The sequence below is a fragment of the Streptomyces sp. NPDC101110 genome (genome assembly GCF_044759525.1).
Classification (GTDB): Bacteria; Actinomycetota; Actinomycetes; order Streptomycetales; family Streptomycetaceae; genus Streptomyces.
Genome location: NZ_JBIVZM010000001.1, coordinates 443,587 through 457,493, shown reverse-complemented (window position 1 = coordinate 457,493; position 13,907 = coordinate 443,587). Strand labels below are relative to the sequence as shown.

The 13,907-nt window shown below is 72.1% G+C and carries 12 protein-coding genes; 6 read left to right on the top strand and 6 right to left on the bottom strand.

Annotation, left to right across the window (positions count from 1 at the left end; translation table 11 throughout):
* Positions 1–15: 15 nt before the first annotated feature.
* On the bottom strand, positions 16–1,362 hold the full coding sequence (locus ACIQU3_RS02180) for a DUF6716 putative glycosyltransferase (RefSeq protein ID WP_403724781.1): 1,347 nt from the start codon (positions 1,360–1,362) through the stop codon (positions 16–18).
* Positions 1,363–1,560: 198 nt separating this feature from the next.
* On the opposite strand from ACIQU3_RS02180, the gene ACIQU3_RS02175 reads away from it, so the two are divergent.
* The 4 genes from ACIQU3_RS02175 (at position 1,561) to ACIQU3_RS02160 (ending at position 6,195) form a co-directional block, all read left to right on the top strand.
* On the top strand, positions 1,561–2,547 hold the full coding sequence (locus tag ACIQU3_RS02175; protein ID WP_403724779.1) for a glycosyltransferase family 2 protein: 987 nt from the start codon (positions 1,561–1,563) through the stop codon (positions 2,545–2,547).
* Positions 2,547–3,878 (top strand): alpha-2,8-polysialyltransferase family protein, encoded by a 1,332-nt coding sequence (locus tag ACIQU3_RS02170; protein ID WP_403923040.1) that lies wholly within the window; start codon positions 2,547–2,549, stop codon positions 3,876–3,878. Before ACIQU3_RS02175 ends, ACIQU3_RS02170 begins: the two co-directional genes overlap by 1 nt.
* A gap of 177 nt (positions 3,879–4,055) precedes the next feature.
* Positions 4,056–5,210, top strand: coding sequence for an acyltransferase family protein (locus ACIQU3_RS02165; protein WP_403923038.1), 1,155 nt, complete (start codon positions 4,056–4,058; stop codon positions 5,208–5,210).
* A 64-nt stretch (positions 5,211–5,274) separates the two neighbouring features.
* The gene (locus tag ACIQU3_RS02160; RefSeq protein WP_403923036.1) at positions 5,275–6,195 is read left to right on the top strand and encodes a class I SAM-dependent methyltransferase; all 921 of its coding nucleotides are present in this window, start codon (positions 5,275–5,277) and stop codon (positions 6,193–6,195) included.
* 14 nt (positions 6,196–6,209) lie between these two features.
* On the opposite strand, the gene ACIQU3_RS02155 is transcribed toward ACIQU3_RS02160, so the two are convergent.
* Positions 6,210–6,860: a TetR/AcrR family transcriptional regulator gene (locus ACIQU3_RS02155; RefSeq protein WP_403724764.1), complete on the bottom strand. Its 651-nt coding sequence runs from the start codon at positions 6,858–6,860 to the stop codon at positions 6,210–6,212.
* Positions 6,861–6,936: 76 nt separating this feature from the next.
* On the opposite strand from ACIQU3_RS02155, the gene ACIQU3_RS02150 reads away from it, so the two are divergent.
* Positions 6,937–8,337 (top strand): FAD-dependent oxidoreductase, encoded by a 1,401-nt coding sequence (locus ACIQU3_RS02150; protein ID WP_403923216.1) that lies wholly within the window; start codon positions 6,937–6,939, stop codon positions 8,335–8,337.
* A 57-nt stretch (positions 8,338–8,394) separates the two neighbouring features.
* On the opposite strand, the gene leuE is transcribed toward ACIQU3_RS02150, so the two are convergent.
* Together leuE and ACIQU3_RS02140 are read right to left on the bottom strand one after the other, a co-directional pair.
* Complete coding sequence (gene leuE / locus ACIQU3_RS02145; protein ID WP_403724761.1) at positions 8,395–9,042, bottom strand: leucine efflux protein LeuE; 648 nt, start codon at positions 9,040–9,042, stop codon at positions 8,395–8,397.
* Between the two features lie 78 nt (positions 9,043–9,120).
* A complete protein-coding gene (locus ACIQU3_RS02140) occupies positions 9,121–10,701 on the bottom strand; it encodes a methylmalonyl-CoA mutase (protein ID WP_403923214.1) in 1,581 nt (526 codons plus the stop codon).
* Positions 10,702–10,840: 139 nt separating this feature from the next.
* Between ACIQU3_RS02140 and ACIQU3_RS02135 the strand changes: the two genes are divergently transcribed.
* Complete coding sequence (locus tag ACIQU3_RS02135) at positions 10,841–11,719, top strand: L,D-transpeptidase family protein (protein WP_403923035.1); 879 nt, start codon at positions 10,841–10,843, stop codon at positions 11,717–11,719.
* A gap of 157 nt (positions 11,720–11,876) precedes the next feature.
* Here the strand turns inward: ACIQU3_RS02135 and ACIQU3_RS02130 are convergent, their stop codons facing one another.
* A complete protein-coding gene (locus ACIQU3_RS02130) occupies positions 11,877–13,010 on the bottom strand; it encodes a hypothetical protein (RefSeq protein ID WP_403923033.1) in 1,134 nt (377 codons plus the stop codon).
* Positions 13,010–13,684 (bottom strand): RNA polymerase sigma factor, encoded by a 675-nt coding sequence (locus ACIQU3_RS02125; protein WP_403724752.1) that lies wholly within the window; start codon positions 13,682–13,684, stop codon positions 13,010–13,012. Before ACIQU3_RS02125 ends, ACIQU3_RS02130 begins: the two co-directional genes overlap by 1 nt.
* Between the last annotated feature and the right edge of the window lie 223 nt (positions 13,685–13,907).

The following is a 13,907-nucleotide window of genomic DNA, read 5'->3' as shown; positions in this document are numbered from 1 at the left end:
GGGTCTCGGTGCGGCTCACAGCTCCCCCATCCGCCGGATGACGGGCGCCACGCGCTGCACGCCGTGCCGGTAGGCGCCGCGCGCGGCCCGGCGCACGATCTGGCGGAGCGGTCCGGGGTCCTTGTCGGCGGCGGGGGCGCCGGGCAGCGGGGTGCCGTCCGGGGCGAGGTGGTGGCGGGCGAGGATCCCGGGCAGGTAGCCGGGCGCGGTGACGGGGGTGTAGTACGGGGCCAGCGGGGGCAGGCCGCCGGGCCGGCCGAGCAGCTCGGCGATGCGCTTGCGTGCCGCGTCGAAGGCGGAGTCGTACGAACCGTCCGCCGCGACGCCCTGCCGGGCGACCCACTCCTCGTCGGGCACGGGCCGGTGCCCGGCGTCGAGCTGGTCCCAGGAGGCGAGGCAGCCGGAGCCGACGAAGTGGTGGTTGCCGAGCGACTCCCGGACGCCGAGGTCGGTCAGCACGACCGTCGGGATGCGGCGGTGCAGCGACTCCAGGGCGGCGGTGGAGCTGACGGTCACCAGCAGATCGGTCCGGTCGAGGACCTCGCCCATGTTCCCGTACACCAGGCGGAAGTTGGCCGGCGGATCGAGGCGCTGCACCAGCTTCTGGTACGGCAACTCCTCGATGTGGGTGGTGTGTTCGCCGGGCCTGGAGCGCAGCTTCAGCAGCACCTCGCGCTCGGGGTGCCTGCGGGCGTGCTGGACCAGCCGGTTCAGCAGGTAGGTACGGTCCTTGCGACTGTCCGGGACGGAGGGCTGGGCGGCGAAGACGACCGTGCAGGGGTCGTGCTCACCCTCGTACGGCGCACCGCCGAGGAACGGCAGGGCCACCTCGGTCACTGCGGAGGCGTCGGCGCCGACCCCTTCGTAGACGGCCCGGAAACGGTCCGCGTCCTGGCGGGAGTTGGCGAGGACCAGGTCCGCGCCGTGCCGCAGCAGCAGGCCGTCGGCGAGCTTCTCGTAGACGACTCCGACGTAGCCGGTGACGACGACGGGCCGCTGCGTGCGGTGCTCCCAGACGCGTGCCAGGCCGTGCAGCATGGCCTGCACACCGCCGCCGACCAGGGAGAGGACCACGACGTCGTAGGACCCCTCGGCCATGGCGTTCAGGAACTCCACGGCGGTGACCTCGCGCAGCGAGTCGGCACGCACGCCCACTTCCCTCAGCTGGCGCGGGGTGGGTGTGGCCCGGCCGCGCAGCAGGAAGCCGTCGAGGAGGGGGCCGGCTTGCGCGGCTTCGCGCAATGCGGCTTCCATGGACGGTTCCGGGGCGATGCGGTCGGCGGTCAGCGCACCCCATTTCCAGCGGGTGTCTGAGTCCGCGAGGACGGCGATTCGCGGGCGCTTCGGTGTACTTACTGGCACGTCGAAGACGCTAGGAAGCGAATCCTAGGTATGGCGGAACCGCGATTCAACGAGAAGTTAACAACAGCCCACTGAGAGCCGAACTGGCCTGCTGGAAGGCGGGAAGTACACGGGGTGCACCGTTCTGACACATCGAGTTCACCCGGTGTACCTTCATCGTAAAGTTCCGCTGCCGGGCGGCCTCCTAACGTTTTGCGGGTGCCTAAGCTTTCCGTGATCGTGCCGTTCTACAACGTGCAGCAATATGCCCCGGACACCCTCAGAAGCCTTCGGTTGAACGCCGACCGAGATTTCGAGTTCATCCTGGTCGACGACCATTCGAAGGATGAAACTCCGGCCATTCTCGAACGAGCGGCCGAGGAGCTTTCGGATGTCGCCCAGGTGCGGTACATCCGCCATGAGCGCAACGGTGGGCTCGCCACCGCCCGCAACACCGGTCTGGACGCGGCGCAGGGCGAGTACCTGACGTTCCTGGACGGCGACGACTGGCTGGCCCCCGGCTACCTCGGCGAACTGGTGTCCGCGATGGACGACTTGGGGTGCGACTTCGTGCGCACCGACCATGTCCAGGCCACCGCGCGCGCCCGTTCGGTGCACCGGGTCCCGGTCGGCCGGCGCTGGGAGGCGTGCGACCCGCGGGAGGCGATCCTGCCGGCCCACCGTTCGACCTCCGTGGACTACGCCTACGCCTGGGCCGGCGCGTACCACCGCCGGCTCGCCGACAAGGGCGTGCTCCACTTCACCCACGGACTGCGCACGGCGGAGGACCGGCCGTGGATCTGGAAGCTGCACCGTGAGGCGGAATCGTTCGCCGTGGTGAGCCTGCTGGGCGTGTTCTACCGGCGCGGGGTCGCCTCGTCCCTGACGCAGATCGGCGATGTCCGCCAGCTCGACTTCATCCGCGCCTTCGACCAGGTGATCGAGGAGACGGCCGCGGACCGCGACGCCGACCGGCTGCTGCCAAAGGCGGTGCGCACCTACTGCGCGATCATCGCCCACCACCTGTCCAACGAGGACAGGTTCGAACCGGCCGTGGCCAGGCAGCTGCGGTCGATGAGCGCGGCGGCCATCAGGCGCATGCCGCAGGACGCACTCGCCGACGCACTGGAGGCCATGGACATGGACCGCTCGTCCAAGCTGCGGCGGCTGCGGCGCCGGGTGACCACGACGGGAGCGGCCGCCTGATGCCCGGGACCACTCAGATCTTCTGCGCCTCGACGCTGTACGGCGTCGCCACCCTGGCCGCCGCGATCGACTCCGGCCTCTTCGAGGAGCCGGACCGCCGGGTGCTGCTGGTGTTCAACAACTCCGCGACGCCGGAGACCACTCCGGCCCTCGACGAGATGCCCGGGTTCGCGCCGCTGCGGGAGCACTTCGACGAGGTGCTGTCCTGGAACGAGGCCATCCGGCCCTTCCACCCGGGGGCCTGGACGCCGCGCCCCGACGACATCCCGCTCTTCGAGCGCTATCTGCGGCTGCTGTGGGGCCTCGGCGACGACCGGGTCGGCCTGGTCCTGGAGTCCATCCAGGTGGCGCCCGCCCTGACGGTGGCCCAGTTGTTCACCGACGCGCCCGTCGACGTCTACGCCGACGGGCTGATGAGCTACGGCCCCACCCGCAACAAGCTCGACCCGCTGGTCGGCACCCGTGTGCGGCGGCTGCTGCACCTGGACCTGGTACCGGGGCTCACGCCGATGCTGCTCACCGAGTTCGGCGTGCCGGCGCACCTGGTGCCGACGCCCGCGTTCCTGAAGGTGCTCGGCGAGGTCACCGAGACGGTGCCCGAACTGCCCGGCCTGCCCGGCGACTCGGCGCTGCTGCTCGGCCAGTACCTCTCGGCGCTGAACATCCTCTCCCCCGAGGAGGAAGAGGACCTGCACGTGCGGATGATGCGTGGCGCCGTCGCCCGCGGGCACCGCACGGTCGTCTTCAAGCCCCATCCCACCGCCCCCGCCCGCTACAGCCGGGCGCTGGAGACGGAGGCAGGGAAGCTCGGCGTGGACCTCACGGTGCTGGACACGCCGGTGCTCGCCGAGGTGCTGTTCGACCGGGCCCGGCCGGCGCTGGTCGTCGGCTGCTTCTCGACCGCGCTGTTCACCGCCTCGGCGTTCTACGACCTGCCGGTCGCGCGCATCGGAACGGAGCTGCTGCTGGAGCGGCTGACGCCGTACCAGAACAGCAACCGGGTCCCGACCGCACTGGCGGACGCGCTGCTGCCCTGCCTGGAGAGCGGAGCGGACGGCGACCTCCTGCCGGCCGAGCAGCTGTCCGGCCTGCTCACGGCCCTCGGGTTCACCATGCAGCCGCAGATCTACCCGGATCTGCGCCCACAGGCCGAGCAGTTCCTCGCCCGGCACCTCGGGCCGCGCACCCGGCGCTACTTCAAGAAGCGCCGCCTCACCGCGCTCGGGCTGCCCGGCGGCATTCCGCAGCGACTGGCGTTCCTGCCGCGCAACTCGACGGCACGCCGGGTGGTCCGGCGGGCCCGGGCCCTGCGCAAGGCCGTGGGCCGCTGAGCCGGTCCCGCCCGGCGGCCCACCGGCCCCGGCGACATCCAGATGAACCCATGGGGACCGGCAGGCGAAGCCTGTCGCCGTCGAACGTGATTCCGTCAACTCTCGTCCTAGGGTGACAGGCGCCCGCCCACCGGCGGCTCAGGCAAAGGACATACGAGCCACACAGAGGTTTCCAGCGTGACCGAGACGGTCGTCAGCACCCGCAAGCCCCAGCCCGGCGTCGCCGTGCTGGTCGAACCACCGGGCGCCACGACCGTCCCACGGCGCGCAGCGGACTCCGCCGGGCGGCTGCGCGCCCTGGACGGACTGCGGCTGGTGGCCGCGCTGATGGTGGCGCTGTACCACTACGGCGGGCGCGGCGGTGAGGTCGCCCGGGCCTGGGGCACCTCTCCCCGGGACCAGTTCCCCACCCTGCACTCGCTGTTCGCCTACGGTTGCCTGGGTGTCCAGGTGTTCTTCGTGATCAGCGGGTTCGTGATCTGCATGAGCGGCTGGGGCCGTTCCCTGAAGTCGTTCTTCGCCTCCCGGGCCTCCCGGCTGCTGCCCGCCTACTGGGCGGCCGTCCTGCTGGTGACCGCCGTCTTCGCGCTGCCGGTGGTCGCCTACGAGGCCGTGTCGCCGAGCGACGCCCTGGTGAACCTGACGATGCTCCAGATGCCCCTGGGCGTCGACCGGGTGCTCGGGGTGTGCTGGACCCTGTGGGCGGAGGTCCGCTTCTACGCCCTGTTCGCGCTGTGCGTCGTGCTGCCCGGGGCGAACCGGCGCCGGGTGGTCATGTTCTGCGCGGGCTGGATGCTGGCGGCGGTGATCGCTCAGAACGCGGACATGCCGCTGCTCGACATCGTGCTGATGCCCGAGTACGCGCCCTTCTTCATCGGCGGTGTCGGCCTCTACCTCGTGCACCGTGACCGGCGGGACGTCCACGGCTGGGGGATCGTGGCCGTGAGCTGGCTGATCGGCCAGCACTACGCGGTGCAGTCGCTGTGGCACGCCCCGGACCCGGAGGCGTTCTCCTACCGCTCGTCGTTCGGGATCATCGCCGTCGTCACGTTCGGCTTCGTGGCGGTCGCCGCGATCGCGCTGGGCATGCCGGACCGGGTGAACTGGCGGTGGCTGACGGTCGCGGGCGCGCTGACATACCCCTTCTACCTGGTCCACGAGCATCTCGGCTGGGTGGTGATCCAGGCCCTGCACCGCGGTCTGGGGCTGGCGTCCGGTATGACCTTCGCGCTCACGGTGGCGTCAATGCTGCTGCTGGCGTGGCTGCTGCACAAGTATGTGGAGAAGCCGCTGACGCCCCGGCTGCGGGCGGCCCTGTCGAAGACCCGCTGACCCTGTTCACGGGACGTTCAACCGGCCGTCGACCGGGGCAATGCTCCGAGAGAAGGCTCGTCTCATGACCCACGCACAAGTGATCGACAAGCACCCCGGCGAACTCGCCGACGTACCGGGCTGGTTCCCGGCCCTGGACCAGACGCTGTTCACCTGGTTCCTCGAACAGCAGACGAAGGCCGGCCTCGAGGGAGACCTGCTGGAACTCGGCGTCTACCTGGGCAAGAGCGCGATCCTCCTCGGCCACCATCTCCAGGACGGCGAGCGGTTCACGGTCTGCGACCTGTTCGAGGGCGACGCTCCCGACGACGCCAACCAGGCGGAGTCGGCACAGTCGTACGCCTCGCTGACCCAGCAGGCGTTCGAGCGGAACTACCTCTCCTTCCACGACTCGCTGCCGACGGTGATCACCGGCCCCAGTTCCCTGGTGGACGAGAAGGTCGCCCCGGACTCCTGCCGCTTCATCCACATCGACGCCTCGCACCTGTACGAGCACGTGTACGGGGACATCGGCGCGGCCCACGACATCCTGCTGCCCGAGGGCGTCGTGGTCCTGGACGACTTCCGGTCCGAGCACACCCCGGGTGTCTCGGTCGCCGCCTGGGAGGCCGTCCTCAACCGCGGACTGCGCCCGATCTGCCTCAGCACGCAGAAGATGTACGCGACCTGGGGCGATCCCGAGCCGCTCCAGGAGGAACTGCTCGCCATGCTCCGGCTGCGCACGGACGTCGGGCTGAGTGTGCAGGAGGCGGCCGGGCACCGGCTGATCCGGACCCGTTCCCGGGGCATGAAGCCGCCGCCCTTCCCGTTCTCGCGGCACTACGAGGAGCCCGCACCCGCTCCGGTCCCCATCCCCGAGGCCCGCGCGTCGAGTGCGGCGCGCCCGGCCCGGCCCGGCCCGTCCCGGGCCCGCAGGCTGGCCAAGGACCTGCTGCCGCCGGTGGTCACCCGGGCCGTACGGCGGGCCCGCGCGAAACGCTCATGACGCGCCGGGCCGCGTCATGAGACCCCGTAGCGCGCCCCGATCCCCCCGATCACGAGGGCAAGTCCCTCCTCGAAGTGCCGGTCGTAGTCCTCGAAGATCTCCGCGCCCGCCTGGGCCGACAAGGGAAAGTCGGCCATCAGGCGGGCGCGTTCGTCGATGTCGTAGCCCTCGCGGCGCTCGCCCGGCAGCGGCTGCACGCCCTGCTCCTCGGTGACGAAGCCCAGCGTGTACAGGTAGGCCGTGGTGAGCGCGCGGGCCGCCCGGGCAAGGGTGAACCCGGCGGCCGTGAACAGCCGCAGGTTGTCCTCCATCTGCCCGGCGTGCTCGATGCCGGTGAAGCGTGAGCCGCTGAACACCTTCGCGCCGTCCCGGTAGCCGAGCAGGGCCGCGCGCAGGCCCCGGTTGGCCTTGAGCAGCCGCTCCTGCCAGGTGTCGGCCGGGTCGAGTGCGGCCCCGGCGACCATCCGGCGGTACATCTCGGTCGCCATCTCGTCGAGCAGCGCCTGCTTGTCCTTGAAGTGCCAGTAGAGGGCAGGCGCCTTCACGTCCAGCTCCCGGGCGATGGCCCGCAGCGTCAGGCCGTCCAGGCCGGTCTCGTTCAGCAGCCGCAGCGCGGTGTCCGCCACCCGGCGGCGGTCCAGGGGTTCGCGTCGGTCCGTACTCACGCTTGACAACTTAACACCGTTAAGGCGACCCTCGGAATCGAGACTACTTAACAGCGTTAAGGAGAGGGGTGGCGTGATGGACACGGACGTGCTGGTGGTGGGTGCGGGCCCGACGGGCCTGGCGCTCGGCATCGACCTCGCCCGGCGGGGCGTGGCAGCGCTGGTCGTCGAGCGGGCGGAAGCGCTGTTCCCCGGTTCGCGCGGCAAGGGGATCCAGCCGCGCACGATGGAGGTCTTCGACGACCTGGGCGTGCTCGACGCGATCCACGCGGCGGGCGGCCCCTACCCGGTGGGGCTGATCTGGCGGGACGGCAGACCGGCGGGCGAGCACCGGATGTTCGACGCGGCCGAGCCGAGCGAGGACGCGCCCTACAACGAGCCGTGGATGGTGCCGCAGTGGCGCACGCAGCAGATCCTGCGGGCGCGGCTGGAGGAGCTCGGCGGGGAGGTCTCCTTCGGCCGGGAGGTCGTCGGGCTGAGCCAGGACGAGGAGGGGGTGCGCGCGGAGTTCACCTCCGGCGAGGCCGTCACCGCCCGGTACGCCGTGGCGGCGGACGGTGGCCGCTCGACCGTGCGCAGACTGCTCGGCATCGGCATGACGGGCGAGACCGTCGACCCGCACCCGACCCTGGTCGCGGACGTCCGGATCGACGGCCTGGACCGGGACAACTGGCACGTCTTCCCGCCCGGTGCGGGCGACGGCTTCCTGGCGGTCTGCCCGCTGGCCGGCACCGAGGACTTCCAGCTGGTGGCGCAGTTCCCGGAGGGCACGGCACCGGACCTCTCCCTGGAAGGCGTCCGCAAGGTCGTCGCCGCACGGTCGCACCTCGCGCCGGAGTCCGTGACGGAGCTGCGGTGGGCCTCGGACTTCCGCCCCCGGGCGGCGCTCGCGGACCGCTTCCGCTCCGCGCGGGTCTTCCTCGCCGGTGACGCGGCGCACGTCCACTCCCCCGCCGGCGGCCAGGGCCTCAACACCAGCGTCCAGGACGCCTACAACCTGGGCTGGAAGCTGGGTGCGGTGCTGCGCGACGGCGCGGACGCGGCCCTGCTCGACTCCTACGAACAGGAGCGCCGGCCCATAGCCGCCGAGGTGCTCGGGCTGTCCACCCGTGTGCACCGCGGCGAGACCAGGCGCGGCGGGGCGACCCGTCAACTCGGCATCGGCTACCGGCGGTCACCGCTCACCGTCGAGACCCGGACCGCTCCCGGCCCCCTGCGGGCGGGTGACCGCGCACCCGACGGGTCCGTGGCCGGCGTCCGGCTCTTCGACGCGTTCCGCGGCCCGCACTGGACCCTGCTGGCCCTCGGGGACGCCCAGGCGCCGGACCTCGGCCCGCGGATCCCGGTCGTACGAGGTCCCGCACCCGGGTTGTACGGGCCCGGGCTGTTCCTCGTCCGCCCCGACGGCCATGTCGGCTGGGCAGGGGACACTGCGGCCGGACTCGCCGACCACCTGACCCGCTTCGGCCAGGGCTAGGAGCGCCCGGTTCGGCCAGGGCCAGGAGTGCCCGGTTCGGCCAGGGCCAGGAGTGCCCTACGAGCTCGTCACGGACAGCTTCACCGCGAACCCGAGGAACAGCGCACCCGCCGCCGAGGTCGCCCCCGCCGACAGGCGCCTGCGGCGGCGGAAGGCGGCGGCCAGCCGGGTGCCGCCGAAGATCAGCGCGCTGAGATAGAGCACACTGGCGAGCTGGGCGAGAGACCCGAGGACGACGAAGGACAGGGCCGGATACGCGTACCCCGGGTCCACGAACTGCACGAAGAAGGCGACGAAGAAGAGGATCGCCTTGGGGTTGAACAGGCTGACGACGAAGGCGCGGCGGAAGGGCCGCTCCCCGGCGGGCGCGGGCGCCCCGTCACCGGCGGACCGGCTCGCCCGCGTCCGCCACATGCCCCACGCGGCCCGCAGCATGCCGACGGCCAGCCACGTCAGATATCCGGCTCCCGCGTACTTGACGACGGCGAACAGCACGGGGTTCGCCTGGAGCAGCGAGGCGACGCCGGCGGCGGACAGCGTCATCAGCACCGCGTCCCCGCACCAGACCCCGGCCGAGGCGGTGTATCCGGCGCGCACACCACGGCGGGCGGCCACGGACAGCACGTACAGCGAGTTGGGACCTGGCAGCAGGACGATCAGGACGAGGCCCGCCAGATAGGTGGGCAGATCGACGACACCGAACATGCGCATGAGTCTCGCACGCGGGTCCGACACCCCTGCCCCGGACCTCGGTCAGATACGGCAAGATGCGGTCAGAGACGCTCAGAAGGCGTCGGTCGGGACGTACGCCCCCCACACCTCGCGCAGGGTGTCGCACACCTCGCCGACGGTGGCCCTCGCCCTGAGTGCGTCCTTCATCGGGTAGAGGACGTTGTCCTCGCCCCCGGCGGCCTTCTTCAGCGCGGCCAGGGCCGCGTCGACGGCGGGCTGGTCCCGCCGGGCCCGCAGTTCCGCCAGCCGCCGGGCCTGCCGCGCCTCGATGGCCGGGTCGACGCGCAGCGGCTCGTAGGGCTCCTCCTCGTCGAGCTGGAAACGGTTGACGCCGACCACGACCCGCTCGCCGGAGTCGGTCTCCTGGGCGATGCGGTAGGCGTTGCGCTCGATCTCGTTCTTCTGGAAGCCGTGTTCGATGGCGCCGACGGCGCCGCCCAGCTCCTCGACCCTTGCCATCAGCCCCACGGCGGCGGCCTCGACGTCGTCGGTCATCCTCTCGATGACGTAGGACCCGGCGAAGGGGTCGACGGTCGCGGTCACGTCGGTCTCGTGGGCGAGGACCTGCTGGGTGCGCAGGGCGAGGCGGGCGGACTTGTCGGTGGGCAGGGCGATGGCCTCGTCGAAGGAGTTGGTGTGCAGCGACTGCGTTCCGCCCAGCACCGCGGCCAGCGCCTGCACGGCGACCCGGACCAGGTTGACCTCGGGCTGCTGGGCCGTCAGCTGCACCCCGGCCGTCTGGGTGTGGAAGCGCAGCATCATGGACTTGGGGTCGCGCGCGCCGAACTCCTCGCGCATGACCCGGGCCCAGATCCGGCGCGCGGCACGGAACTTGGCGACCTCCTCCAGGAGCGTGGTGCGGGCCACGAAGAAGAACGACAGACGGGGGGCGAAGTCGTCGACGTCCATCCCGGCCGCGACCGCGGTGCGCACGTACTCGATGCCGTCGGCCAGGGTGAAGGCGATCTCCTGCACGGGCGAGGCACCCGCCTCGGCCATGTGGTAGCCGGAGATCGAGATGGTGTTCCACCTCGGGATCTCGGCCCGGCAGTACCGGAAGATGTCGGCGGTCAGCCGCAGGGACGGCTTGGGCGGGAAGATGTAGGTGCCCCGGGCGATGTACTCCTTCAGCACGTCGTTCTGGATCGTGCCCGTCAGCCGGTCCGCCGGGATCCCCTGCTCCTCGGCCACCAGCTGGTACAGGAGCAGCAGCAGGGCCGCCGGGGCGTTGATCGTCATCGACGTCGAGACCTGGTCGAGCGGGATCCCGTCGAACAGCACCCGCATGTCCTCGATCGAGTCGACGGCCACCCCGACCTTGCCGACCTCGCCGTGGGCGATCGGCGCGTCGGAGTCGTGGCCCATCTGGGTGGGCAGGTCGAAGGCGACCGACAGCCCGGTCGTGCCGTGGGCGATCAGCTGCCGGTAGCGGGCGTTGGACTCCGCGGCCGTGCCGAAACCGGCGTACTGGCGCATGGTCCAGGGGCGGCCCGTGTACATCGACGGGTACACACCCCGGGTGTAGGGGAACGCCCCCGGCTCCCCCAGCTTCTGCACCGGATCCCAGCCCTGGAGGTCCTGCGGCCCGTAGAGCGGCTCGATGGGCAGTCCGGACTCCGACTCACGCGCCATGGTGGGTGCCTCCCGCAGAGCAGTGACCTCGCTCACCACCATGCCCCCTGGTTCGCCGCGGGTCACGCCCGGGGAACATCTCAGGTGACATCCGGGGGTGCCGGTGAGACGAGCGGGGGGCCGTGTGCGTACTACGGGCATGGGGAGAGCGTTCGTGGCGGGACTCGCCGTGGTGGCCGCGCTGGCCGGCTGCACGGTGCAGGCCCCCGACGGTGAGGGCAAGCGCCGCTCGCCGGTGCACATCGAGCTGCCCGGCGACACCCCGTCCCCGGGCCGCACGCCCGCCGGTGGCGGCGACGGGCCGCGCTCCGCGCCACCCTCCGCCGACGACCGGCCCCGTACCGCTCCCACCGCCGACGACCGGCGCCGTACCGCTCCCACCCCGTCCCGCGTGCTGTGGTCCCGCGGCGACACCGGCCGGGACGTCCGGGAGCTCCAGGCCCGGCTGCGCCAGGTCGCCTGGCTCTTCGAGGGGCCGACCGGGACCTACGACGAACCGACGCAGCGGGCGGTCAGCGGCTTCCAGGGCAAGCGCGGGCTGCCGCGCACCGGGAGGACCGACGCCGTCACCTGGCAGCGGCTGCTGGGCATGACGCGCGAGCCGGGCCGCTGGGACCTGTACCTGATGGGCGGCCAGCCGGCCGACCCGCCGGACCCGCGCTGCCGCAGCGGCCGGGTGCTGTGCATCGACAAGACCAGCAGGACACTGCGCTGGATGATCGACGGGCGGACCGTGTCGACGACGGCGGTCCGCTTCGGCTCGCAGGGCACGCCGACCCGGGAGGGCGTCTTCTCCGTCTACTGGAAGTCACGCGACCACGTCTCGACGCTCTACGACTCGCCCATGCCCTACGCGATGTTCTTCAGCGGCGGCCAGGCCGTGCACTTCTCGGCGGACTTCGCCGCCCGGGGCTACGCGGGCGCATCGCACGGCTGCGTCAACGTCCGGGACGAGGCGGCGATCGCGGAGCTCTACGCGCAGGTCCGCAACGGCGACAAGGTCGTCGTGTCCTGGTGACGGCGCGGAGAGGAAGTTGGGGCGCGGGCGGGACCGGGGGAACGTGTCCCGCCCGCGCTCAGGTGCACGAGCCGTAGGTACGGGGGGAACCCCGGCTCTGTGCGACGGCCGATGACCAGTCGGCTCACTCATTACTGCGCCGGGGCGGCCGAAAACGTCACACCCTCGGCCCGTCTCTTTTCACGGAGTACGAAACCGCAGGTCGCAGCGGTGCGAGCGAGGTCCGGAACCGGCCACGGTCCGCGCCAGCCCCGTCCCTGTCCTCGTCCTGCTGCGCGGCCTGCTTCCCGGCCTTCCGCTCCGCCTTCCGGTCGGTCTTCCGCTCGCCCTTCCGGTCGGCCTTGTCCTGCTGTCCGTCCTGGCCGCCGTCCTGCTTCCGGTCGTGCTTCCCGTCGTGCTTCCCGTCGTGCTTCCGGCCGTGGTCGCGGTCCTGCTCGTGGTGCCGGTCCGCGCCCTTCCCCTGGTGTCGCCCCTGGTCCGCGCGCTTGTCCTGCCCGCGCTCGCCCGCACGGAGGCCTGCGGAGGACAGGACGCCCTTGCAGTACTTCCACACCCGCGGGCCGCCCGCCGCGTCCCGCAGGGCACGTCTGCGGTCGGGATCCGGCCGTCGTCCGTCACGGAGGTCGCGGCATGCGGAGACGATCTCGTCGCGGTCGCCGCCGGAGCGTGCCTTGGGACCGTCCTGCCCCGCGGCGGCGTCGTCGCGCTGCTCGTCCCGGCCCCGCCCGGGGCCGTCGTCCGGGGTGGAACCGCCCTGGACGGCGTCGCTCGGCGACGGCGACGCCAGCGGGCGTTCCGGATGCGTCACGGAGGCCGAGACGGAGGCACCGGGGTGGGGCTCGTCCTCGCCGAAGGGCGCCCTCAGCGCTCCGGTTCCGGCCGCGAGGGCGACCCCGCCGGCCATGCCGACAGCCAGCGCGGCGGCCAGGACGAGGCGTACCGGACGGGCCCGGCGCGGCGGCCGGACGGTACGGGTGCCGCGGTCACCGGGGGTTCCGATGCGGACCAGCCCGGCGTCGGCGACCTCGGCCGCGCCGTGGCCGCCCAGGTCCGCACGGGCCGCGGCCGCGTCGGCGCGTTCCGCCCGGGCCTTGCGGAAAGCGGCCACCGCGGCGGCCTCGCCGGGGAGTTCATCGCTGGTCAGCGGGGGTGTGGCGGACAGCGCGCCGAGGGTCTCGGCGAGGTGTTCGGCCTGTTCCCGGCCGGCGCCTTCGACAGCTCCGAGTGGCTCTCCGCTCAGCAAACGCTCCGCTGTTTCGCGGTCCAGCCACCTGTACTGCTCGTCGGCCATCACACATCCTTCTGCGTCCGCGCAACGCTACGCGTCACACCTGCGGACGTCACGGCACCGCCGCGCGGTTCTCGCTGGGGCGGCAGGGCATCGAGCACTCCGGCCGATTCCGGATCGGCCTGCGGGTCGTCGCCGAGCAGTTCGGCGAGCCGCTTCAGGCCCCGGTGCGCCGCCGTACGGACGGCGCCCGGTCGCTTGCCGAGCGTCTCGGCTGCCGTCTTCGCGTCGAGCCCCACCACCACGCGCAGCACGACCGCTTCGGCCTGGTCCTGCGGCAGCCGGGATATCAGGGAGAACGCGCCGTCGGTGGCCAGCGCCTCGATGGCCTCACCCGCGGTGTCCGACTCGGCGGCCCGGCCGGTCAGCTCGGTCTCGTCACCGCCGATCGCGGGGCGTCGCCCGCGCATGCGTATGTGGTCCAGCGCACGGTTGCGAGCGATCCGGGCGGCCCAGCCGCGGAACCGGTCCGCGTCTCCGGTGAACCGCTCCATGTCGCGGGCTATCTGGAGCCAGGCCTCGGACGTCACGTCCTCGGCGTCGGGGTCGCCGACCAGCGTCCGTACGTACCCGAGCAGCCGCGGGTGCACGGTGCGGTACACGGTCCGGAACGCGTCCTCGTCCCCGGACTGTGCCGCGCGCACCGCGGCGGTCAGCTCCGCGTCGTCCCCCAGCACCGCGCGCCCTTCTGCGCCTGAACCGGCGCCGCTCTCGCGGACCGGGTTATCGCCGTCGTGGTTGCCCAATTGGTGGTTGCGGTAACAAGACCGCAGGTGGTTGCGGTGGTCGTACCGCCTTCGCCTTGGCGCGAATGGCACGTTACGACCTGAAACCACTCCCCGTCCATGTCCGTCCAGGATGCAACTAAGCCGTGACGCCGTGGGGTGTGACAGAAAACGC